Source organism: Acinetobacter sp. UBA2581 (genome assembly GCF_002339435.1).
Taxonomy (GTDB): domain Bacteria; phylum Pseudomonadota; class Gammaproteobacteria; order Pseudomonadales; family Moraxellaceae; genus Acinetobacter; species Acinetobacter variabilis.
This window is the reverse complement of the sequence record NZ_DDLD01000006.1, coordinates 26,366-47,463: the sequence shown is the minus strand read 5'-3', so window position 1 is coordinate 47,463 and position 21,098 is coordinate 26,366. Positions and strand designations below refer to the sequence as shown.

Annotated in this window: 27 protein-coding genes; 1 reads left to right on the top strand and 26 read right to left on the bottom strand. The window is 43.1% G+C overall.

All coding sequences use genetic code 11. The annotated features are described in order from the left end of the window. Window positions 1-45: 45 nt before the first annotated feature. Window positions 46-954, top strand: coding sequence for a lysine exporter LysO family protein (locus tag B3Q46_RS00780; RefSeq protein WP_004783979.1), 909 nt, complete (start codon window positions 46-48; stop codon window positions 952-954). Between the two features lie 75 nt (window positions 955-1,029). Here B3Q46_RS00780 and B3Q46_RS00775 read toward each other — a convergent pair whose 3' ends face one another. The 26 genes from B3Q46_RS00775 to B3Q46_RS00650 form a co-directional block, all read right to left on the bottom strand. Then, on the bottom strand, window positions 1,030-1,251 hold the full coding sequence (locus B3Q46_RS00775; RefSeq protein WP_034702308.1) for a hypothetical protein: 222 nt from the start codon (window positions 1,249-1,251) through the stop codon (window positions 1,030-1,032). An 87-nt stretch (window positions 1,252-1,338) separates the two neighbouring features. Further along, entirely contained in the window at window positions 1,339-2,019 is a 681-nt protein-coding gene (gene pyrF, locus B3Q46_RS00770; RefSeq protein WP_004783982.1) for an orotidine-5'-phosphate decarboxylase, read from the bottom strand. 241 nt (window positions 2,020-2,260) lie between these two features. Continuing rightward, window positions 2,261-2,626, bottom strand: coding sequence for a lipopolysaccharide assembly protein LapA domain-containing protein (locus tag B3Q46_RS00765; protein WP_004783984.1), 366 nt, complete (start codon window positions 2,624-2,626; stop codon window positions 2,261-2,263). A 22-nt stretch (window positions 2,627-2,648) separates the two neighbouring features. After that, window positions 2,649-2,954, bottom strand: a complete 306-nt coding sequence (locus tag B3Q46_RS00760) for an integration host factor subunit beta (RefSeq protein WP_004783986.1) — start codon at window positions 2,952-2,954, stop codon at window positions 2,649-2,651. Between the two features lie 164 nt (window positions 2,955-3,118). After that, window positions 3,119-4,795, bottom strand: a complete 1,677-nt coding sequence (gene rpsA / locus B3Q46_RS00755; protein ID WP_004783987.1) for a 30S ribosomal protein S1 — start codon at window positions 4,793-4,795, stop codon at window positions 3,119-3,121. 110 nt (window positions 4,796-4,905) lie between these two features. After that, entirely contained in the window at window positions 4,906-5,589 is a 684-nt protein-coding gene (gene cmk, locus B3Q46_RS00750) for a (d)CMP kinase (protein ID WP_034702305.1), read from the bottom strand. Window positions 5,590-5,603: 14 nt separating this feature from the next. Further along, a complete protein-coding gene (locus B3Q46_RS00745; RefSeq protein WP_004783989.1) occupies window positions 5,604-6,038 on the bottom strand; it encodes an SRPBCC family protein in 435 nt (144 codons plus the stop codon). 62 nt (window positions 6,039-6,100) lie between these two features. Next, window positions 6,101-6,616 (bottom strand): tRNA adenosine(34) deaminase TadA, encoded by a 516-nt coding sequence (gene tadA, locus B3Q46_RS00740; protein WP_004783990.1) that lies wholly within the window; start codon window positions 6,614-6,616, stop codon window positions 6,101-6,103. Window positions 6,617-6,622: 6 nt separating this feature from the next. Continuing rightward, window positions 6,623-7,744: an enoyl-CoA hydratase/isomerase family protein gene (locus B3Q46_RS00735; RefSeq protein WP_004783991.1), complete on the bottom strand. Its 1,122-nt coding sequence runs from the start codon at window positions 7,742-7,744 to the stop codon at window positions 6,623-6,625. Further along, complete coding sequence (gene ung / locus B3Q46_RS00730) at window positions 7,741-8,454, bottom strand: uracil-DNA glycosylase (RefSeq protein ID WP_004783992.1); 714 nt, start codon at window positions 8,452-8,454, stop codon at window positions 7,741-7,743. The genes B3Q46_RS00735 and ung overlap by 4 nt, the downstream gene beginning before the upstream one ends. Window positions 8,455-8,499: 45 nt before the next feature. Continuing rightward, window positions 8,500-9,096 (bottom strand): 6-pyruvoyl trahydropterin synthase family protein, encoded by a 597-nt coding sequence (locus B3Q46_RS00725; protein ID WP_034702303.1) that lies wholly within the window; start codon window positions 9,094-9,096, stop codon window positions 8,500-8,502. A 158-nt stretch (window positions 9,097-9,254) separates the two neighbouring features. Beyond that, complete coding sequence (gene gspK / locus B3Q46_RS00720; RefSeq protein ID WP_079281007.1) at window positions 9,255-10,226, bottom strand: type II secretion system minor pseudopilin GspK; 972 nt, start codon at window positions 10,224-10,226, stop codon at window positions 9,255-9,257. A gap of 14 nt (window positions 10,227-10,240) precedes the next feature. Continuing rightward, window positions 10,241-10,867, bottom strand: a complete 627-nt coding sequence (gspJ, locus tag B3Q46_RS00715) for a type II secretion system minor pseudopilin GspJ (protein WP_034702301.1) — start codon at window positions 10,865-10,867, stop codon at window positions 10,241-10,243. Continuing rightward, on the bottom strand, window positions 10,864-11,340 hold the full coding sequence (gene gspI, locus B3Q46_RS00710; RefSeq protein ID WP_171064816.1) for a type II secretion system minor pseudopilin GspI: 477 nt from the start codon (window positions 11,338-11,340) through the stop codon (window positions 10,864-10,866). Before gspI ends, gspJ begins: the two co-directional genes overlap by 4 nt. 97 nt (window positions 11,341-11,437) lie before the next feature. Then, window positions 11,438-11,986 (bottom strand): type II secretion system protein, encoded by a 549-nt coding sequence (locus B3Q46_RS00705; RefSeq protein WP_004783997.1) that lies wholly within the window; start codon window positions 11,984-11,986, stop codon window positions 11,438-11,440. Window positions 11,987-11,995: 9 nt separating this feature from the next. Further along, window positions 11,996-12,610: a TetR/AcrR family transcriptional regulator gene (locus B3Q46_RS00700; RefSeq protein ID WP_004783998.1), complete on the bottom strand. Its 615-nt coding sequence runs from the start codon at window positions 12,608-12,610 to the stop codon at window positions 11,996-11,998. A 40-nt stretch (window positions 12,611-12,650) separates the two neighbouring features. Then, entirely contained in the window at window positions 12,651-13,424 is a 774-nt protein-coding gene (locus B3Q46_RS00695) for a TatD family hydrolase (protein WP_034702299.1), read from the bottom strand. A 27-nt stretch (window positions 13,425-13,451) separates the two neighbouring features. Next, window positions 13,452-13,793: a PilZ domain-containing protein gene (locus B3Q46_RS00690; protein WP_005236142.1), complete on the bottom strand. Its 342-nt coding sequence runs from the start codon at window positions 13,791-13,793 to the stop codon at window positions 13,452-13,454. Window positions 13,794-13,810: 17 nt separating this feature from the next. Further along, a complete protein-coding gene (locus B3Q46_RS00685; protein ID WP_004784001.1) occupies window positions 13,811-14,791 on the bottom strand; it encodes a hypothetical protein in 981 nt (326 codons plus the stop codon). Window positions 14,792-14,805: 14 nt separating this feature from the next. Next, window positions 14,806-15,567, bottom strand: a complete 762-nt coding sequence (gene kdsB, locus B3Q46_RS00680; RefSeq protein ID WP_286712815.1) for a 3-deoxy-manno-octulosonate cytidylyltransferase — start codon at window positions 15,565-15,567, stop codon at window positions 14,806-14,808. Window positions 15,568-15,579: 12 nt separating this feature from the next. Continuing rightward, a complete protein-coding gene (gene lpxK, locus B3Q46_RS00675; RefSeq protein ID WP_286712813.1) occupies window positions 15,580-16,584 on the bottom strand; it encodes a tetraacyldisaccharide 4'-kinase in 1,005 nt (334 codons plus the stop codon). 3 nt (window positions 16,585-16,587) lie between these two features. Beyond that, entirely contained in the window at window positions 16,588-18,315 is a 1,728-nt protein-coding gene (gene msbA / locus B3Q46_RS00670) for a lipid A export permease/ATP-binding protein MsbA (RefSeq protein WP_004784013.1), read from the bottom strand. Continuing rightward, complete coding sequence (locus B3Q46_RS00665) at window positions 18,315-18,737, bottom strand: ExbD/TolR family protein (RefSeq protein ID WP_004784014.1); 423 nt, start codon at window positions 18,735-18,737, stop codon at window positions 18,315-18,317. Before B3Q46_RS00665 ends, msbA begins: the two co-directional genes overlap by 1 nt. A gap of 10 nt (window positions 18,738-18,747) precedes the next feature. Further along, the gene (locus tag B3Q46_RS00660; protein WP_004784016.1) at window positions 18,748-19,389 is read right to left on the bottom strand and encodes a MotA/TolQ/ExbB proton channel family protein; all 642 of its coding nucleotides are present in this window, start codon (window positions 19,387-19,389) and stop codon (window positions 18,748-18,750) included. Between the two features lie 37 nt (window positions 19,390-19,426). Then, a complete protein-coding gene (locus tag B3Q46_RS00655) occupies window positions 19,427-20,314 on the bottom strand; it encodes a ParB/RepB/Spo0J family partition protein (RefSeq protein WP_004784018.1) in 888 nt (295 codons plus the stop codon). Continuing rightward, window positions 20,311-21,093 carry a ParA family protein gene (locus tag B3Q46_RS00650; protein WP_004784019.1) on the bottom strand — a complete coding sequence of 261 codons (783 nt, stop codon included), beginning with the start codon at window positions 21,091-21,093 and terminating at the stop codon, window positions 20,311-20,313. The genes B3Q46_RS00655 and B3Q46_RS00650 overlap by 4 nt, the downstream gene beginning before the upstream one ends. Window positions 21,094-21,098: the final 5 nt, after the last annotated feature.

The window sequence follows — 21,098 nt, the reverse complement described above, 5'->3', positions numbered from 1 at the left end:
GCTAGCGATGGCATAATAAAGACTGATTTATCATACTTTTTTATTATGCAATCGCTTTGGTTAGTATCCCAGCTTCTGGTCTGTTTAGCGCTTGGTTTTGTTTTTGCAAAACGGCTTCCTGCTTCACTCACGAAAATATGCTTTAAGGTTCTTCCATATTTCAGTTATATTTTGCTGATTGCCATCGCTTTTGAGTTTTCTGAGCTTCTGACGGAATTACCTTACCCTGCCCAGATTCTAAATACCTCTATTACAATTGCTTTTCTCACCTCTATTGGGGCATTTGGCTGTTGTTATCTGCTATTTAAATGGGCAGATTTCCAGCCTTCTTCTGGACGAGTCTCGACTGAGCTAGTGATTAAATCACTAATCAATATCAGTTATGCATTCTTTGCCTTAGCTGCTGGCTATCTACTACATTATAGTTTCACTCAAATGGGGCTTTCTGTTCAAATCAGCACTTGGCATTTATTACTGGTCTTTATGTTTCTGATTGGACTGGATCTTGCCTACTCACCACTTGACCGCTCATGGTTAAACTGGAAAATCCTGCTGGTTCCGGCAGGTTGTATTGCTGGTTCATGCGTGGCTGCAATTGCCTATTCTTTCTGGAATCCGGATATTCATTTAAAAGACCTGATTATGCTGTCGCAAGGTTATGGTTTTTATTCCATGTCGGGTGTTGTCATCACGGAACTGAGAAATGCAGAACTGGGTAGTATTGCCCTGATGAATGACCTGTTTCGGGAAATTTTTGCGATTTTACTGATGTATTGTGCCGGCTGGCGTTACCCAAGATCAGCAATTTCTGCTGCAGGTGCGACTGCGATGGATGTGACTTTACCCATGGTCAAACAGGCTTGTGGCAATGATTTTATTCCACATGCCATGGTGAGCGGTTTTATTTTATCTATATTGGCGCCAGTAGCGGTAAGTGTGTTGGCGGTAATTTAAAAATACCTCCCGACCTCCCTTTCATAAAGGGGGATTTAGGGGGATTCAATTAGAAATAAAATAAACTACGGAATATTAAAAATTCAAATCAACCCTACTCAATGAATCCGCTACTGTCTCCATCATCTCTGAAGCGAGTTCTACAATATCTATGCTATCAAGGCCTGACATCCAGTCCCATGAACCCGACTGTGCCTGTTGTTTATATTTTTCCTGCTGTTCGAACTGTTCTGCTATTTTTTCCATTTCCAGCCTTTGTTCTAGCATTTTTTGTTCTGGTGTCTTTATTATTCTCATTTGAAATTCCTTTTTATTTTTATACAGCTTTTCTCAATGTATAAAAAAAGCCTTTCATATGAAAGGCTTTTCAGCGGGTAGCCGGAATTACAATGTTGCCAAAATATCTTTTAGAGTTTGACGAGGATTTTCCGACTTGGTAATTGGTCGACCAATGACCAGATGTGTTGAGCCATCCAGCATTGCCTGTTTTGGTGTCACAATACGTTTTTGATCGTCTGCATTTGAACCTTCAGGACGAATCCCAGGAGTGACCAGTGCAAAGTCTTGTCCAATGCTTTCACGCAGCATTTTCGCTTCTTGTGCGGAACAGACCACTCCATCTAAGCCACTGTCTTTAGTCAGTTGAGCCAGACGTTTTACATGTTCATTAGGTTCAATATCCAAACCAATGTCTTTCAGGTCTTCGCGTCCCATAGACGTTAATACAGTTACTGCAATAAGTTGAGTTTTATAGTTGCCTGCTTTTAAACGCTCAACACAGGTCTCCATCATTTTACGACCACCTGAAGCGTGGACGTTGACCATCCACACACCCAAGTCTGCCGCGGCACATACCGCTTGTGCAGTGGTATTTGGAATATCATGGAACTTCAGATCTAGAAATACATCAAAACCTTTATCCTGAAGTGCTTTTACAATGATAGGACCTTCATGAGTAAATAACTCTTTGCCCACTTTTACTCGGCATAAGGCAGGATCGAGCTGCTCTGCAATCCTTAAGGCATCAAATTGACTTTTAGCATCCAGTGCAACGATGATACTCATGAGAAGACCCTTCAAATTGACAAAATTAAACCATTATACGGATTAGCCCTATAACAACCAAGAATATTTTCGCAAAAATGATTTTTTTAATTCAAATTAAGTCATTTATTTATATAATTTTTATATAATTTTCTAAATACCATTAAACAATAAAAAACGCCTTAGAAGCTAAGCTAAAAGGCGTTCGATCAAAACAGGCGAAGTAAAGATTCGGTAGATTACTTCTACTTGTCATTTTCGTTTAAAGCGGTGCCGATGGCCTGTCATTAGAATTAATATCTAATACTGTTTTCTCATGTCGTGTATGAGCCGCCGCTTCTGCTGCCATCATCTTGGCAGTATTCAACTGTTCTTTACGTAGATGCTCAATATCTTTACGTAGTCGTTTAATTTCCCAATTGTTCTGAAAAACGCGGAAAACCTGCACACCGAGTAACAAGCCAACCACTATTCCTAAGGAAAGAGTCAAAAGGAGCAATAACCCTAAACGCATTGCAGGAACTTGAGTAAATAACAAGTCCACTGAGACCTCAGTCCCGTTTTGCAACACCAAAGCTAATGAATAGCCAAAGACGAGCAATAAAAGAATGACCAGAACGTAACGCATGAACACCCCGTAAATATCTTGTTTATTTGCTTGCGGATTCGTTTACTGCATCACGAAGTGCTTTACCTGGCTTAAAGTGTGGAACAGCTTTTGCTGCAACTTCAACAGATTTACCAGTTTTAGGATTACGACCCACGCGAGGCTCACGATGATGTAATGCAAAGCTGCCAAACCCGCGAATCTCAATACGGTTATCAGATGATAAAGCTTCAATCATTTGATCAATCATAATTTTAACTGCTTCTTCCACTAAAGGTTCAGCCAAATGCGGATTCTTTAGCGCGATGCGCTCTATTAAGTCAGACTTATTAAGTGCTTCAGTAGTCATCTGCGACCTCTTTAATTATCAAGCTACTCGGGATCTATTTTCCGATAATAACCTGTTTAAATACAAAACGGTAGCGCAATAATTAAATACTACGCTACCGTTTATAGTATTTGTGTAAAAAGTATTACTTAATTTACATTAACAATACAATTCACCATCTACTCTTAGTGATTCATTTGCGCTTTGATCAAGTCACCAATAGTTTTAGGACCATTGTCTTGACCAGCAGCAGCTGTTTTCAGATTTGCAACAGCTTCTTTCTCTTCAGCTTCGTCTTTCGCTTTGATAGACAAGTTGATAGAGCGAGATTTACGATCTACATTAATGATCTTAGCTTCAACTTCTTGACCAACTTCAAGGAATTTAGTCGCATCTTCAACGCGGTCGCGGTTGATTTCAGATGCTTTAAGAGTTGCTTCAACTTCATCAGCTAACTTAACAGTAGCGCCTTTAGCGTCAACTGCAGTTACAGTACCTTTAACAAGCGCACCGCGTTCGTTAGCAGCTAAGAAATCGTTGAACGGATCGCTGTTCAATTGTTTGATGCCAAGGCTGATACGGTTGCCTTCAGCATCTACAGACAGGATAACTGCTTCAACAGTGTCACCTTTCTTGTAACGACGGATAGCTTCTTCGCCTTGTTCGTTCCAAGAGATGTCAGACAAGTGAACTAGACCATCGATACCACCTGGTAATCCGATGAAGATACCGAAGTCAGTGATTGACTTGATAGTACCAGATACTTTTTCACCTTTATCGTGGTTCTTAGCAAACTCTTCCCATGGGTTAGCACGAGTTTGTTTGATACCAAGAGAAATACGACGACGTTCTTCGTCCACTTCAAGAACCATAACGTCAACTTCGTCACCGATCTGAACAACTTTAGATGGGTGGATGTTTTTGTTAGTGTGGTCCATTTCTGAAACGTGTACTAGACCTTCAACGCCTTCAGCGATTTCTGCGAAACAGCCGTAGTCAGTCAGGTTAGTTACGCGAGCTTTAACGATAGAACCTTTAGGATAACGGCTCATGATCGCTAACCATGGATCTTCACCTAATTGTTTAAGGCCTAAAGATACGCGGTTACGTTCGCGGTCGAATTTAAGTACTTTAACAGTAACTTCTTGACCCACTTCAACAACTTCTGATGGGTGCTTGATACGTTTCCAAGCCATGTCAGTGATGTGAAGAAGACCGTCGATACCGCCAAGGTCAACGAACGCGCCGTAATCAGTAAGGTTCTTAATAGTACCAGTAACTGTTTGACCTTCTTCAAGCTGAGCAAGAAGAGCTTCACGGTCAGCTGAAGATTCAGCTTCCATAACAGCACGACGTGAAACAACAACGTTGTTACGTTTAGCGTCAAGTTTGATTACTTTAAATTCTAACTCTTTGCCTTCTAAGTGAGTAGTATCACGAATAGGACGAGTATCAACTAAAGAACCTGGAAGGAACGCACGAACTGGACCGATGTCAACAGTGAAACCGCCTTTAACTTTACCAGAGATAACACCAGTAACGATTTCGCCGTCTTCAAAGATTTTTTCAAGTTTAGTCCAAGTCTCAGCGCGTTTAGCTTTTTCGCGAGAAAGAACTGTTTGACCCATACCATTGTCAAGTGCTTCAACAACTACGTCTACAGTGTCGCCAACTTGAACTTCAAGTTCGCGCTGTTCATTTAAGAACTCAGCACGGTCAACAACACCTTCAGATTTAAGGCCAGTGTCAACAGTTACCCAATCAGAGTCGATGCTTACTACAACGCCTTGGATGACTGCACCCTTTTCAACGTTGAGGTTTAATTCGCTTTCTTCAAAGAGGGCTGCAAAAGATTCGGTCATGATATATCCGATAAAGTCAGCGGTCTTGGATCAGACAAGGCCGGTTTAATTAAGCGTCTACATAGTCCATATAAAACTGATCAAGCTATGCATCTGCTGAAATAATAGGGTTATTGAGCTAATTGCTGATCCACATACGTGGTCATCAGCTTAAATACTTCATCGATATTCAAATCTGAACTGTCGATGATGTAGGCATCAGCAGCAGGTTTGAGCGGAGCGACAGTGCGTTCCATATCTCGTTTATCCCGCGCTTCGATATTAGCTAAAATGTCGTTTATTTTAACATCCAGCCCCATACCCTGCAACTGCTTTACACGTCTTTGCGCACGGGATTCAGCCGAAGCTGTCAAATAAATCTTAGCTTGTGCATCTGGGAAGATACTGGTCGCCATATCGCGGCCATCTGCCACTAGACCAGGAGCTTGAGCAAAAGCATGTTGACGGGCCACCATAGCAGTTCTAAGTTCAGGAATTGCAGCAACTTTTGAAGCATACTCACCCACCCGTTCGGTACGGATAGTTTGGGAGACATCTTCACCATTCAGCCATACCTGAACACCTGATTCAGTGCTGAAAAATTGGATATCCAAATTTGTTGCAATTTGTACGCATTCAGCCAGTTGAGTATCCAGTTCATCGAGTAAATTATGGTGATGCAATGACAGTCCTAATAAACGATACAAAGCCCCTGAATCCAGTAAATGAAAATGGTAGTGTGCTGCCAGTTTTGCAGCCAGTGTGCCTTTGCCAGATCCACTTGGACCATCAATGGTAATAATTTGAACTGTCATTACTTTCCCGTTATTTATACAGATTTTGCAAGTTTTGCGAGGCCTAGTTTAATCCCTGTCTTGAGCTGTGCAAGAATTAATTTACTGACAAATGGAAGACGTGCCTGCAATTCTATCGTATAAGTCACCAGACTTTTGTTATCGTCCAATGCTTCAAATTCAATAATACCCAAATGATGTTTAATCAAAGGATTCTTTACGATCTTGTATTCAATACGGGAGTTCGGCTCTAGCAAGGTAATTTGCTCTTTTAGCGGCTTGACTGGACCTAAACCCATACTACGCACAGAACCCACACCATCTGGGCGCTCAGGGTCTGCCGAATCCTTAATCCGTTCCACCTGCATTGGTGCAAAAGCCACGTTATAAGCATCGTGTTTAGACAGCAATTCAAAAACCTTATCAATCGCTGCTGGGAATTCTTTTTTTACCTGAATCGCATTTTTCATTTTTCTTTTTCCTGAAAATAAATGATTTTAAAGTGAGCAAAGTTTAACGAATTAGATTCGATTTATTTATGAGCATTCAGTAATTTTTCTTGCAATTTCAGCTGACGTTTTTGTTCACGACGCAACTTGAAAAATGCACTGAGCTGTTCAGCACACTGCTGCTGCATACAGCCCGAGTCAAATGGAAATACATGATTATAGTAGCCGGTCTCAAAAAGCTTGCGTGCACTCACCAAAGAACCTGCTTTAGGCTCAGTTGTACCAAAAACGACCCGCGAAATACGCGAATGCACCAATGCCCCTACACACATGGTGCACGGTTCCAGAGTTACATAGAGGACAGCATCTTCAGGCAGGCGGTAGTTTTTTAGGCTCTGACAGGCTTCACGTAATGCTACGATTTCAGCATGTGCAGTCGGATCATTTAAAGAAATTGGCGCATTGTAGCCACGGCCAATAACCTGATTTTGGCTGACAATCACAGCACCTACAGGAATTTCACCCTGCTCAGCAGCAAGTGCAGCCTGCTCATAAGCAAGCTGCATCCAGTATTCATCGGTAAATTGTGTTTCGGACATTCAGACTTAAATCACACCATAGTGTTTGAGTAGCTCATTCCAGCTTTCAATAGTGGTTACCGGTGGATTCTGAGACAGAATGCCTTTCAAGCTTAAATCACTGCCTTTTTGCCATTCTGGAGACAGGTCTTTATCAACCAGACGTGCACGCACGCCTTCAACAAAGTCAGGATGACGGATTTTCCAGTCTGAAATCTGGGTTTCCAGTTCGAAAATTTCATTCCAGGAATGAACCTGTTTACCCCATTGCCATAATAACCAGCTTAGAGCAGCGGTTGCAGGTGAACCTTTTTGCAGGTTTTCGCTGGCCTGACGCAACCAGTCACTGCGCGCATCACTTAAACCAATAATCGATTCATAATCGTGCTCGAAGTTTACGCCACGACATACACTGTGGATTACATCCAGTGAGTTTTGCAAAGGACCCGGGCCTACCGGACGGTGCATGCTATTCAAGGTGTCATCAATCGCACGGAAATCCCCAGCTGGATAATGTTCCCAGTCTATATTTACGACCTTATCTAATACTGAATCACGCTGTGCATCACAGATATGAGTCGCCCAGCCAATACCGTAAGCACCCGCAGCAGTCATAATGGAACCCGTTAAACCTGTAAACAGGCCAATCGCTCCACGGTCTGCTAGGAAGCGGGTCGCACCCACATCTGGATATAAACCAATATTAATCTCAGGCATGGCCAGACGTGAATACGGCGTCACCAAACGGAATGGAGCCGCCATAAACAGGCCTAAACCACCACCCATAACATAACCTTCACCCCACACCAATACCGGCTTGGCATAGTTATGCAGTAATAAATCTAGCGCATATTCCTGTTCAAAAAACTTATTGGCGGTTGCCACTTCATCATTAATTACTAACTGACGCAGCTTACGTACATCGCCACCGGCACAAAATGCTTTCGGGGTAGTTGAATCCAGCCAGATCGCTTTTACGCTGTCATCTGTATGAAAGTCCTGAAAGACTTCTAGCAATGCTGAAACCAGAGATTCATCTAAAGCGTGTAATGATTTTGGACGATTCAGGCGAACAATGCGCCAGCCATTATTGGCTTGTTCAACAATCAGGTCCGGATGGTAAGGTGTAGTTACAGGAGAATAAGTCATGCGTCCAGCTGCCAATCTATAGGCTCAATGCCATGTTGTTTGAGATAATTATTCGTTTTCGAAAAAACTTTACAACCAAAAAAACCACCCCGGTTTGCTGACAAAGGCGAAGGATGTGCTGCCTTTAAGACCAGGTGTTTATTTTGATCAATGCGCTGTCCTTTACGCTGTGCGTATGCGCCCCAAAGAATAAAAACGATATGTTCACGTTGTTCATTCAATACATCAATGACGTGATCTGTGAATTCTTCCCAGCCACGTTTCTGATGTGAAGTTGGCTGTGCTGCCTCTACAGTCAGTACAGCGTTGAGCAGAAGTACACCCTGTTCCGCCCAATGAGTTAAATCACCATGTTTAGGGATTTTTACGCCTAAATCATTATGTAACTCATGAAAAATATTACGTAAAGATGGAGGTAATGCAACCCCTTTTTGCACCGAGAAGCTTAAACCATGCGCCTGATTCGGGCCATGATAAGGGTCCTGACCAATGATGACCACTTTGACCCGGTCTAATGGCGTTGTATTCAAAGCATTAAAAATCAGGTGATTCGGTGGATAAATCACCTTGTCTGCTTTTTTTTCTTCAATTAAAAATGTTTTTAACGCATCCATTTTCGGGCTCAGTAAAAACTCACTGAGTCCATATTTCCAGCTGTCATCTAACTGAACTTTATTCAGTTTCGCAATTTGCTGTTCATTTAAAGACATGCTTCAATCCTAAATCTATGTCAGTCTGCGTTTATATTTGAATTTTTAAGGCTGGACTTGCAGATCCACAGCCGGGTTATGAAATGGAAGACCCTGTTTCAGTTTCGTAAACATCTCTGAATCTGTCCATTCTGCCCGGACCTGCTCCGAGAATTCAATCTGTTCCAGGCTAAGTGAACCCATCTGTTCATTCTGGATATCTTCCAGGAAGCTTTGCGCATAGCCCGTATCAGTTTCATGGACAATCACAGAGTAAACTTCAACATCCCCTTCACCATTCTGAGTAATGGTGGATGCCAATACCTGCTGAGCCAAGAAGAAGAAAATACGTGAAAACTGTTCTGCAGACGGTGAAACTGGCAAAGATACCCAGCGTGCACTAAAGTTTTTACATGCCTGAATATATTCAGGATCATCTTTTTGCCAGAAGCAGATCGCATGGTCAAAAGAATCAAAGAAATCCTTAATCACCCCTTTGAGCAGACCAAAATCATATACCATCTGGCCATGATCCAACTTCGACGCTTTCAGCAATAACTCAACTTTATAACTGTGACCGTGGATCGAACGTTTACACCGATCCGAGGTGCAGTTACGCACAATATGAGCATTTTCAAACTTAAATAACTTACGAATTAACATATGCCGTAATGTCGTCAAAAAATAGGTGAATTAATTTCAATTATAAAGCAAAAGTAAACCTATGAGGATTAATTTTGCAGTTCATCATGATAGGGAAAAGGGATTAAGGCTACGCGAATTAAATTCAAGAAATGAGAGCATTCTAAAATGATGATATTTTAAAAAGGCGCCATGCTTCGATAGGCAACATAAACCTTCTTGTCCTGCCGCACCAGATCACTACTAAACTGACGTTTACGTTCACTCAGCATCACTTCGATACGTGCTTTAAAGTGATTAGATTGCACTCCAAGCAGGTTATTAAACAGGTTATGTTTGGCTGCATCCACCTGAGCAAAGGGTTCTAGTGTCCAGAGATCAGCCACATTGGAAAAATATTCCAGATTCGCCTGACGGTGATCCAGCAATTGCTGCACAGCATTCACATCCAGCTTTTCATCCATGCTCGCCAAAAGAAATGCAGATGCGGTATTAATATTGACCTTAGTATCTGCTACAGACGCAGTACTTAGATAAGGTGCAATTAATTTGTACTTGTTTTCTTCAAAGCCTCGTACCAATTTCAGCTCTTCAACGCTATGAAATTTGGCATTCGGAGGCAGAGAACCATTCGGCAATCCCTGATAATAAATGGACTCTGCACCCATTGGTCCACTCGGCATTTCATCTTCATCCTGCCAGTCGATCACGGCTTCACTCAACTGCTCTGGCAAACCAGCACGTTTTAATATCAACTCAAACCAGGCTTTAGCATTTTCATTCACTGTGCCTTCTGCTGTAATCAGGCTATTTAAATTAAACTTACCCGACTCATCTTGCAATATTCCCGAGACATAGCCATCTTCAACCGGAAAAGCCGGCATCGGCTGCGCCCAGGTTTCATTTAAATGATCAACTTCTGCTGCATTCTCGGCGTCATCGACCAGCAATTCAGAAAAAAACGCTTCAGCACTTTTGGCATACATCAAAGACTGGTTTTGTCGCATTAAATAAGCGGTACTTTCAGCAGTTGCAGCCTGACGTTTAGCAATAGTCGCAGCCAAAATAGTTGCAAGAGCCACCATCACTAGAATGGTAATCAGAGCAATCCCCTTCTGCTGTTTGATCATCATTGCTTTGTTCTTCTGCATTTTATTATTCTTTGTCAGGTTAACTTTTGGGCTTCAAGCAGGAAATCTGTATTCAATAAACTGAAAATCCACTCATAACTGACCCCATTAACCATTAAGTTGATTTTAATGCCTTTAGGCAGACGTTGTTTTTGCTCAACCTGATTTAAATCAAAAGATGAGTCTGGCCATTGGATCAATTCGTTCGGATTAAGCACTACGATCTGAAACTGCTCAACATCGGACAACAACACACTGGATTCAGGTTGATCACGACCGGTCTGGTTTAAATTTCGGTATTTCAAGCGATATAGTTTTTGTTCATCTGCCCGGTACTGATATTCAACCCGTTCATCTGGAGAAGTCCCCTCTTCCAAAGGATCGGTAACTCCAGTCTTACTAAAGTTAAAACGCCCGTTTTGCAAAACCAGTGCCGGCTGAATATCACCATTAATATTGGCCGTTAAAGGCACCGCCTGTACCGTATCACGCAAGATCTGCTGATAAGTATCTTGCAACTGACTTAAGCGCTGTTCATGCACCGCATTACGGTCTTTGGTTTGTATAATATAATCAAATACTTTCCAGCCTAGAGCAGACAGTACGGCGAAAATAGCAATAGCAACCAGTAGTTCGACCAGCGTAAATCCCTTTGACTTCATGGCGCTTCATTCATCCGGTGATTAAAGAACATCAAGCTGCTAATTCCATTTTCTGCCTGACCAGTTTCAGTGTTGACCAGACTCACCTGTAATTCAATACGTTGTACATTAGGACTTACAGTAGGCTCACTGCGCTTATCAATTTGCCAGGTTTCGCCCTGCTGGGTGAGTTGTTTAGATTCAGTACCAGTGAGCCACTGCTGATTGATTTCCATCAGTGCCGCTTCATTCAAGGCAACAAACTGGGCTTGGGTTCTCAAAATGGCATTCGAAGTCGATTGGGTATATTGCATGGCAACTTTAGTCAGGGTCATGGCTGCTGTGGCAAAGATCGCCAGCGCCACCATCACTTCCAGCAAGGTAAATCCTGAGGCACGCTTAAGTCGAGTAATCCTCGACCTGAGCGGCATTGTCGCGCAAGAAAGTCCAAAAGCTATGCTTGAGGAGCCGCGATGAGTGAAATGCTGTTTCATCGCTGCGCAAGACGAAGAGCTATACTCGGAGTGCGCACGATCAGCATTTGACTTAAATGGCTTGATTACATCAGCTCCGGCACTCTGCTTGAAAACCCTAGCTTTCATGGACTTTACCCAAGTGATCAATTTCAATCGGATTGCCCACTTCACGATCTTCCAGATAGAACTGGATTCTGACCGGTTTAACTTCACCATTACCCAACCAGATCAGCTGGGGTGCATTGGCTTCAGTGAGATCCCGATTTTGGGCATTATTATAACGCTGCTCTAAAGGCTGAATCCGGAAAGAGACCTGCTCCGGTAAACTGCGCAGATTAAACTCCGCATAATTTTGCCATTTCTGCTGATTTAAAGTTGATTCTGCCTGATTAGGTGAACGATATTCCACGACCCCGTAGCGAAATGGTGAAACATCAGTGACAGCCTGAACATCAAGCGCAAGAATACGGGATTGATCATTAGCTTCCCGCAAGATCCGCTGCAAATCCAGTAACAGGACTTCCCGCGCCTGCATTGCCTTGCGCTGATCTACCCCACCAATATTCAATACAACTAGTGATGCCATAATACTCATAATCACAATCACCACCATCACTTCGATTAGAGTGAATCCACGAATGGAGGCATGATGTGATCTGATCATAGGCAACTCTTAGGCGAACTGCTCGGCAGGATGGACCTGTTTCGGTAAAGCTAAAGCTTGATCAATAAGGGCAACGCGCAAGGTATCGCGTGAACCAAGATAGCGCTGGTAGAAACTGGAGTTAAGAATAGCAGCTGCACCATGGGTCAATGACCAGATTGAGGCCAGATAATCACGCACCGACATGTTGCTATTGATCGAAGCCAGATAGCTTTCAGTCATACGGATAATCAGACGTAAGCGCTGTTTTCGAACCTGATAAAGTTCGCTAAACAGGTGCTGAATTCCAACACCTGTTGTAGAAAGACGTTCTTCAATCTGATGAAAAAGGACAGTACGTTCAGGGTGATGCAGATGGTGCAACATAAAGAAAGCCAGATGTTCAGGAAAAGCCTTGTCACTATCCTGAATCATTTCCAGCAACATGCGCTCATTACGGATAATCAGCAGCATGTACAATTCATCTTTACTCTGAAAATGCTTGTAAAGAGTGCCTTTGGCCAGATCCAGTTCTGCTGCCAGTGCATCCAGGGTCATCCCGGCTTCACCATTTTCTAGCAGTAATTGTTCTGCGACTTGAAAAATCAAGGTTTCTCTTGCTCGAAACTGAGCCTGACGATCCATCTTCACCCTATAACTCTCTTGTACTCTTATCTAACTTTATTTACTTCGAATTCAGAAGATTCTCAAAGTTCTGCTTTGTGATATAAGCCATTTCTTCTAGCGACTTATCATATACATCGCAAAGGGCTTTGGCTACATAAGGAACGTATTTTGGTTCATTAGATTTGCCACGATATGGCATTGGAGCAAGGTAAGGACTATCCGTTTCGATTAAAACACGATCAAGTGGAACCTGTTTGGCAACGTCACGCAAATCCTGGGCATTTTTAAAAGAAACAATACCGGAGAAAGACACATAGTAACCGCAGTCTAAAACAGCTTTAGCGGTTTCCCAGTCTTCGGTAAAACAGTGCAAAATGCCATGGGTAGATTTCTCTGCACGAATAATATCAACCGTGTCATGCTTGGCAGAACGGGTATGCACGACGACAGGTTTTTTCACGATTTGTGAGGCATGGATATGGCGTGCAAAACAGTCTTTCTGCTCGGCAATAAAATCAGTACTGTGATAATAATCGAGTCCTGTTTCACCCAACGCCCAGACTTTTTCTGGCTGTGCCAGTTCAACCAGATATTCAGTAGTCGCACGTGCCATTGTCGCGACATCTTCGCAAGGATGTACACCGACGGTATAACCGACATCAGGATGACGGGCCGCGATTTTAGCCAGCTCGATATGATCATCCAGATCCACCGAGATACTCATAAACTTGGATACGCCTGCTTCACGGGCCTGAACAAGCGCCTGATCCAGATCACCATTATAAGGTGTTAAATCGAGCAGTGTTAAATGACAATGAGTATCTACAAACACAATGAGTTCCTACCGAAGGTAAATTAACTACATAGTGTAACTTTTACGTCCATCAGATTTAAGACCTGCAACCAGACGATCTGCTTCATTTTTGAAGAAAACGCCTTTTTCACCGGTGAGCTGAATCCCAAAACCTTGTGGCTTGATGCCATTCTGCTTTTGAGATATCCAGATTACTTTTCCGGTTAATGGAATTTTCTGCGTCTGTTCAGGTAAAGTCGTCAAAACAAATACTTCTTCACCCAGCTTGACTGGTTGCTTGGAAGGAATAAAAAGTCCACCACCTACAACATATGGCATATAACTGGCAAATAACGTTTCAATATCCGGAATATTGGCCTGAATAATACCGCCCATACGTGGTTGCATCTTGTTTTCCCCTTAAGCTAAAGATTCATCAGCTTGATACACAATTCATCGAGCACCAGATTACTTTGTACGTTCTGCTCAAGATATTGTTTGGCTCGCTGAAAATCCTCATAAATTTCAAAAAGTGTTTCCAATGAATATTGTTCGGCCAATACATTAAAGTCCAGATCAATGTTTTTTACGGCCTGATTTAGCTTGACACAAATTAAATCGGACAACAAGTATTCAAACATTTGACCAAATTCACCAAAACTCAGGCTTTTATTCCATTTAGTCGCAATTGCCATGGGCATATTTTTTTGAATAGCCAGTTTTTTCCAGTCTTCTATGAATTCCTGACGTAGTGGCAGCCATGAACTTTGTGCAACCTCAACCGCTTGCAAAGGCATCTGATTGGATAAATTCATCAATAACTGCTGCTGGCTCGAACCTGCTTCAGGTAATTGCACTTCTACATATTCACTGAATTGCACTGATGAAATCCGGTCCAAAGCAAAATGCTGTAAACGGCTGCGAATAGTTGCAGGCAATTTCAGATAATGATCCGCAAGTAAAATGATGACAATATTTTCACCCGGTTCTTCCAGAGTTTTCAGCAAGGCATTAGAAGAGGCAATATTTAATGCTTCAGCGGGTTCAATGACAATGACGCGCCAGCCATCCACGGTCTGCTGTACAAAAGGCAGAAGATCACGGATTTTTTCAATTTTAATTTTGGCATTCTGTTTTTTATTATCTTCATCAGTACTGATATAGACGTAATTCGGATGGGTATCCGCTTTCAGCCACTGACAACTACCACACTCACCGCATGGGCCATCAGGCTGACGATTTAGGCATAAAACCCAGGCTAGAAACTGTTGGGCAAAGGCTTCTTTACCACAGCCTTTTTTTCCATAGAACAATAAACCATGCCCAAGCTTAGGAAAACGCCCGGTTAGCGTATCCCAAACCTGTTGCTGCCATGGATAAATCTGTGCATTGACATCAAGCGGCATGGAGAATTCTCAAATTAAGCAAAAGAAGATGGATCCATCTGGTTCAAGCGGTCCAGATCTTCCTGCGTATCGACACCTGGCGGTAAATTGGCTTCTGCCACAGCAATGGCAATACGGTGACCATTTTCCAGTACACGTAACTGTTCTAAAGATTCCAGTTTTTCCAGCACACCTATTTCCCAGGTTACATATTCCTGTAGCAGTTTTACTCGGTAAGCATATAAACCCAAATGACGATAAGCCCGATCATGCAGTTTTTGTTCAGTCAGCTTTGCACCATCACGGTCATAAGGAATCGTAGCACGACTAAAATACAATGCCTGATTGTGCTTAGACATCACAACCTTAACGATACCGTCACGCTTAAATTCCTCTAAATGATGAATTGGCTCACATAGAGTCGACATTGAGCAAGCTGGCTGATCTTCTAAGAGTTGCGCGACCTGTTTAACTAACTGGGCTGGCAATAAAGGTTCATCACCCTGTACATTCACGATAATGTCATCACTCGCCCAGCCCTTGATTCGAGCTACTTCACTTAGACGATCCGTACCTGATGGATGATCTGCTGAAGTCAGGACCACATCAACGCCTTCAGTACGGCAGACTTCAGCAATACGCTCATCATCTGTCGCCACACACAGGTCATCAAAGCCTTGTACTTTTTTAGCCTGATCCACGACACGCAGAATCATTGGACGACCATGGATTTCCAGCAAAGGTTTACCCGGCAAACGTGAACTGGAGAAGCGTGCAGGAATAACTATATGTTTCATCGTAAATAAACCTTAGGAAATAGAAATACCCTGTTGCTCTAATTGCTGCTGCAAAATTGCATAACAGGCAGGTGACAAGACTGCATCGACCGGCACCACCCAGATATCGCGCTGATAATCTGGATACTGTTTAAGTAATGCCATAATTTTAACTGCATCTTTTTCAGTAGTAATAATCGGACTATTGTCATCGAATTGCAGATCTTCAATTTCATAATCATGATGGTCTGGAAATTCGTGACACTGAAATTGCTGCAGCCCCAGATGTTCTAGCGTTTGATAAAAACGCTGCGGAAAACCGATGCCGACTACTGCATAAAAAGCCGCAGTTGGATCAAAGCTTTTGATGACATCCTGATTTAATAGATAGGGCTGAGAGGCTGCAAGATGCATATGCAAAGGCGAAACTGGATTTGCTGCATGTTCAATCACGGTACCTTTTTCCAACCGGGTAACGGGTTCACGCAGATAACCTTCAGGTAAAAGTTTCTGGTTACCCAAGCCTCGGTTATTATCCAGCACAATCCATTCAATCTGCCGATTTAAAGCCCAGTGCTGCAAACCGTCATCACAAATAATTAAATCCAGTGCATGCTTTTCTAGCAGAAGCTCAATGCTCTTCTGGCGATTTGGCCCCACAGCCATCGGCACACCAGTCGCTTGGACAATTAAGGCTGGTTCATCCCCTACCACTTCAGGCAAGGTATTTAAATCGACATAAGCAGGAAAAGGACCTTTACCACCATAACCTCGGCTGATCACACCAATCCGTAAGCCTTTTTCATTAAGGTAATCCACCAGATGAATCAGTAAAGGTGTTTTACCACTCCCACCTACGGTAATATTTCCAATCACCATTACTGGAATAGGTGCGGTATAACTTTTCTTGATCCCTTTACGGTAAAGCCAGTGATTGCAGACAAAGCCCAAACGGTAAAGCCATGACAAAGGACGCAGCACAACCAGCCACTTTGCCTGTGTATTCCAAGCATCCTGAATGATCTGTGCCAAAGCCATGACTTAATGTTCCTCGAAATTACGTTGGTGCAGCTGATAATAAGCACCTTGGCGTGCAATCAGCTCAGCATGATTGCCCTGCTCTATAATACGACCTTGATCCATCACGACAATGCGATCGGCATTTTCAATTGTTGATAGACGGTGCGCAATCACAATCGTAGTCCGATCTTGCATCGCCTGATCAAAGGCACGCTGAATAAAGTATTCTGACTCATTATCCAGCGCACTGGTCGCTTCATCCAGAATCAGAATCGGTGCATTTTTCAAAATGGCACGGGCGATGGCAATACGCTGACGCTGACCACCTGACAGATTCAGACCTTGAGCACCCAGTGGCGTATCATAACCTTGTGGCAAGGCCATAATAAAATCATGGGCATAAGCTGCTTTTGCCGCTGCAATGATTTCTTCATCACTCGCATTTTCTAGCTGGCCATAAGCAATATTTTCACGAACAGTACGGTTAAACAGCACTACCTGCTGGTTTACCATCGCGATCTGGGTACGTAAAGCAGTCAATTCATAATCAGTAATCGGTTTTTGATCCAGCAAAATTTGCCCGGATGTAGCTTCCTGATAACGTACCAACAGATTCACTAGAGAGGTTTTGCCTGCTCCTGAACGTCCAACCAATGCGACAGTCTCGCCCGCTCTCACTTCCAGGTTAAAGTCATGAATCGCATGGTGACCATCGCCATAAACCAGATTGACATCTTTAAATTGAATATTGCCTTTTAAGGCATCATTGAGTTTGCCAGTATTATGCTCTTCAGGCATATCTAGCAATTCAAACACAGAATGTGCGGCCGCCATACCACGCTGAATTTTTTCATTCACATCAGTTAATGTCTTGATTGGGCGTGCCAACATGCCTGCAGCTGTAATATAAGCAACAAATTCACCCGCAGTAGTATCTCCCAGAATTTGTGGGCGCAACGCAATATACATCACGATACTGAGTGAAACTGACATGATCAGCTGTACCACTGGACTGTTCAGCTGCTGCACTGCCACCATCTTTAAGCCACGGCGTAGATTTTCCAAAGAATTCTGTTTAAAGCGTTCCTGCTCATAAATCTGACCACCAAAACCTTTGACAATCAGATTGGCATTTACAGTTTCCTGAACCACATGGTTCACATCACCCATGGTGTCCTGAACCTGTTGTGATAGCTTGCGCATCCGTTTTGAGGCTTTACTGATCACAAAACCAATCACAGGTCCAAAGATCAGAATACACATGGTTAAACGCCAGTTGGTATATAAAAGATATCCCAATAAGGCAATTGTGATCAGACCTTGCTGAATGATCGTTCTAAGTGCTTCAGTTGAGGCTGCGGTGAGCTGCTCAACGTTATACATAATTTTGGCCGTAATATGACCGCTGGTATTGTCCAGAAAATATTGCGCAGGCAAACGCAATATTTTGGCAAAGACTTCCTGACGAATATTAAATACCAGATTACGGGAGATGACCGCCGTATAATACCCACCGAGGAATAGGCCTAAGCCCCGGAAGAACATCAGTACTACCACTAAGAATGGGAAAAGTAAGGTGAAACCCTGGTCTCTGTTTTGTATCGCCTCAATGATATATTCCAGTAATTTGGCTACAGAAACTTCTGTCGCCGCATTCATAGAGAAACCAAGCAGGACAATTAAGGCTGTGCCCCAAAATGGTTTTAAATAGTTTAAAAGGCGAAGATAGACCTTAAAATCGTGCTTCACTAATAACCTCGAGTTGGTACTTTCGTACTGATGTTGACATTAACAAAGCCAAGTTGCCCTGCAACGTCCATGACACGAATAACATCCTGATGTGTCGCTTTTGCATCAGCGGCAATGACAAACATTAAATCACGACGTTCATTCGAAATCTGTTTAATTGCCGTATTTAAATCTGCTGCATCTTTACTGGCAATAGACTGACCATTCACGGCATAGTGACCATTGGCATCCACAATCACTTCAATTTTCTGGTCAAAATTCTTGGGCGGCACACCTTGCGCATCTGGAAGCGTCAGGTTCATCCGGCTCATCTGGTTAAACGTGGTTGAAAGCAACAGAAAGACCAAAATAAATAGCAGGCAATCAATCATGGGCGTCAGATTGATATGTACATCTTCCACCTGGTTACGTTTAAATTTCATGCCCCTGCTCCTAGCTTGCTTTCTTGATGCGTTCTTCTACATCATCTGAAGCATTCAAATAGAACAGGTTGGCATGAAATAAGGTTGCCTGCTGTTCAAGTTCCGCCACATATTCCTGAACCAGACGCTGGAAATAACGATGTGCAAATAAAGCAGGAATAGCAATCAACATACCCGCTGCTGTTGTGATCAGTGCTTTGGAAATACCCGGCATCATTAACACCGGGTCACTATTAGTACCGACATCAATCATTAAAAATGATTCGATAATCCCAATGACTGTACCCAACAAACCAAGTAAAGGCGCTACTGCGCTCAAAGTACCCAGAAAATTAATATTTTTTTCCAGATAGCCAATTTCCTGTGAAGCTATCACTTCCATCTGAGCACGAGCATATTGCTCAGACTGGTGACGCGCTCCAAAACCAGCAGTAAATACACGACCCAAAGTACTGTTTTTCAAAGCTGAACTCTGTTGCAGCTTTTGCATGGCTTGGTCTGCATTTTGTGCAGGACCTATCAGAAGTGAGTTGGGCAGTACCAGACTCTTTTTTAAACGAATGAAGCGCTCAACCGAGATCGCCAGCATAAATATCGAACACAATACTAGCGGCAGCATCAACCAGCCGCCTGCTTTAACCAATTCCCACATCTGATTTATTCCCCAATAAAAACAAATTTTAAATTAATTATTCATCGCCTAGGATCGAAAGAATCCCGTCCAGCTCTTCTAAAGAATGATAGCTAATGACCAGCTTGCCTTTTCCTTGCTTGTTGTAGTCAATTTTAACATCCGCACTAAAGCGCTCAGACAGACGCTGAGTCAACTGCTGAATGTCTGGCGCAATCGCTGCTTTTGGTTTTTCTGTTTTTGGTGCATTGTAGTCGCGTACCAACTGTTCGGTTTGGCGTACTGACAGGCTTTTTTCAATGACCATCTCAGCAACTTTAAGCTGATCTTTAGCCTTCAAAGTCAGGATGGCACGTGCATGTCCCATATCCAGCAAGCCCTGCTGCATAAAGTCTTTTACTTCTTCAGCCAGAGTTAGCAGACGCAGCAGATTGCTCACTGTGGTACGCGCCTTACCGACAGTATCGGCAATTTCCTGATGGCTTAAACCAAACTCGTCATGGAAACGCTGCAAAGCCATCGCCTGATCAATCGGGTTCAGGTCCTGGCGCTGAATGTTTTCGATTAAAGCTAATGCAATTGCGACCTGATCATTCAGCTCACGCACAATCGCAGGAACTTCAGTCAGGCCTGCCAGTTGTGCCGCACGCCAACGACGCTCACCCGCAATAATCTCGTATGGATAGCGTTCATCATCGACCGGACGGATCACGATCGGTTGCATGATACCATGCTTTTCAATCGATGCTGCCAGTTCCTGCAGATCCTGCTCATTGATATAGCGACGTGGCTGATATTCACCACGTTTCAGCAGATTGACATCAATCTGTTTCAACTGACCATGATCAAGACCTTGTGCTTCGAGTTGTAATTTTTCTTTTTGAATTGATCCTAGCAAGGCATCTAAACCACGACCTTTGGCGAGTCCACGTTTCTTGACGGTCATGCTTTACTTCCTTTTTTCACTTTGCTTTTCTTTAATACTTCAGCTGCCAGATTTAAGTAAGCAACTGCACCCTTTGAACTTTTTTCAAAATAAATCACTGGTAGACCATGTGCCGGCGCTTCAGCCAGACGGATATTACGTGGAATCACGGTTTCATAAAGTTTTTTACCAAAATATTGTTCCAACTCTTCCGAGACATCACGGGTCAAGGCATTTCGAGCATCATACATGGTACGCAATACACCCACGATCTGTAGGTCTGGATTAAGTGCCTGCTGAATGCGGTCAATGGTTTGTGTCAGATCAGCCAGACCTTCCAATGCATAATATTCGCATTGCATCGGGATGATGACACCATCCACCGCTGCCAATGCATTCACGGTGATCAAGCTTAAGCTTGGTGCACAATCAACAATGATATAGTCGAATGAGGATTCAATTTCCTGCAAAGCTTCACGCAAAATGAATTCACGGCCTTTTTGCTCGGCAATCGCCAGCTCCACACCAGCCAGATCACGGTTTGCCCCTAAAACCTTATATCCGACTTCAGCTTTAGTAATCGCAGTTTCAATCGGCACTTCACCTAGCAATACATCAGTCACTGAATACAGCAGGTCATTTTTCTGAATCCCCGACCCCATGGTCGCGTTACCTTGAGAATCCATATCCACAAGCAAAACGCGTTTTTTTAACACAGCGAGAGATGCCGCCAAATTTACTGCGGTTGTGGTTTTACCGACACCACCTTTCTGGTTGGCAATCGCAATAATTTGTGCCATGTTGA

Coding starts and splice junctions, on each gene's coding strand:
- B3Q46_RS00765 (WP_004783984.1), bottom strand. CDS start 2,626: ATGCGTTACGTTCTGGTCATTCTTTTATTGCTCGTCTTTGGCTATTCA.
- B3Q46_RS00660 (WP_004784016.1), bottom strand. CDS start 19,389: ATGTGGGAATTGGTTAAAGCAGGCGGCTGGTTGATGCTGCCGCTAGTA.
- tadA (WP_004783990.1), bottom strand. CDS start 6,616: ATGTCCGAAACACAATTTACCGATGAATACTGGATGCAGCTTGCTTAT.
- cmk (WP_034702305.1), bottom strand. CDS start 5,589: ATGACAGTTCAAATTATTACCATTGATGGTCCAAGTGGATCTGGCAAA.
- B3Q46_RS00655 (WP_004784018.1), bottom strand. CDS start 20,314: ATGACCGTCAAGAAACGTGGACTCGCCAAAGGTCGTGGTTTAGATGCC.
- lpxK (WP_286712813.1), bottom strand. CDS start 16,584: ATGGCTTTGGCACAGATCATTCAGGATGCTTGGAATACACAGGCAAAG.
- B3Q46_RS00690 (WP_005236142.1), bottom strand. CDS start 13,793: ATGCAACCACGTATGGGCGGTATTATTCAGGCCAATATTCCGGATATT.
- B3Q46_RS00685 (WP_004784001.1), bottom strand. CDS start 14,791: ATGCCGCTTGATGTCAATGCACAGATTTATCCATGGCAGCAACAGGTT.
- gspJ (WP_034702301.1), bottom strand. CDS start 10,867: ATGAAGTCAAAGGGATTTACGCTGGTCGAACTACTGGTTGCTATTGCT.
- ung (WP_004783992.1), bottom strand. CDS start 8,454: ATGTCTTTAAATGAACAGCAAATTGCGAAACTGAATAAAGTTCAGTTA.
- B3Q46_RS00775 (WP_034702308.1), bottom strand. CDS start 1,251: ATGAGAATAATAAAGACACCAGAACAAAAAATGCTAGAACAAAGGCTG.
- pyrF (WP_004783982.1), bottom strand. CDS start 2,019: ATGAGTATCATCGTTGCACTGGATGCTAAAAGTCAATTTGATGCCTTA.
- B3Q46_RS00780 (WP_004783979.1), top strand. CDS start 46: ATGCAATCGCTTTGGTTAGTATCCCAGCTTCTGGTCTGTTTAGCGCTT.
- B3Q46_RS00760 (WP_004783986.1), bottom strand. CDS start 2,954: ATGACTACTGAAGCACTTAATAAGTCTGACTTAATAGAGCGCATCGCG.
- gspI (WP_171064816.1), bottom strand. CDS start 11,340: ATGAAACAGCATTTCACTCATCGCGGCTCCTCAAGCATAGCTTTTGGA.
- B3Q46_RS00705 (WP_004783997.1), bottom strand. CDS start 11,986: ATGATCAGATCACATCATGCCTCCATTCGTGGATTCACTCTAATCGAA.
- gspK (WP_079281007.1), bottom strand. CDS start 10,226: ATGCAGAAGAACAAAGCAATGATGATCAAACAGCAGAAGGGGATTGCT.
- rpsA (WP_004783987.1), bottom strand. CDS start 4,795: ATGACCGAATCTTTTGCAGCCCTCTTTGAAGAAAGCGAATTAAACCTC.
- B3Q46_RS00735 (WP_004783991.1), bottom strand. CDS start 7,744: ATGACTTATTCTCCTGTAACTACACCTTACCATCCGGACCTGATTGTT.
- B3Q46_RS00700 (WP_004783998.1), bottom strand. CDS start 12,610: ATGGATCGTCAGGCTCAGTTTCGAGCAAGAGAAACCTTGATTTTTCAA.
- kdsB (WP_286712815.1), bottom strand. CDS start 15,567: ATGAAACATATAGTTATTCCTGCACGCTTCTCCAGTTCACGTTTGCCG.
- B3Q46_RS00650 (WP_004784019.1), bottom strand. CDS start 21,093: ATGGCACAAATTATTGCGATTGCCAACCAGAAAGGTGGTGTCGGTAAA.
- B3Q46_RS00745 (WP_004783989.1), bottom strand. CDS start 6,038: ATGAAAAATGCGATTCAGGTAAAAAAAGAATTCCCAGCAGCGATTGAT.
- B3Q46_RS00725 (WP_034702303.1), bottom strand. CDS start 9,096: ATGTTAATTCGTAAGTTATTTAAGTTTGAAAATGCTCATATTGTGCGT.
- B3Q46_RS00665 (WP_004784014.1), bottom strand. CDS start 18,737: ATGAAATTTAAACGTAACCAGGTGGAAGATGTACATATCAATCTGACG.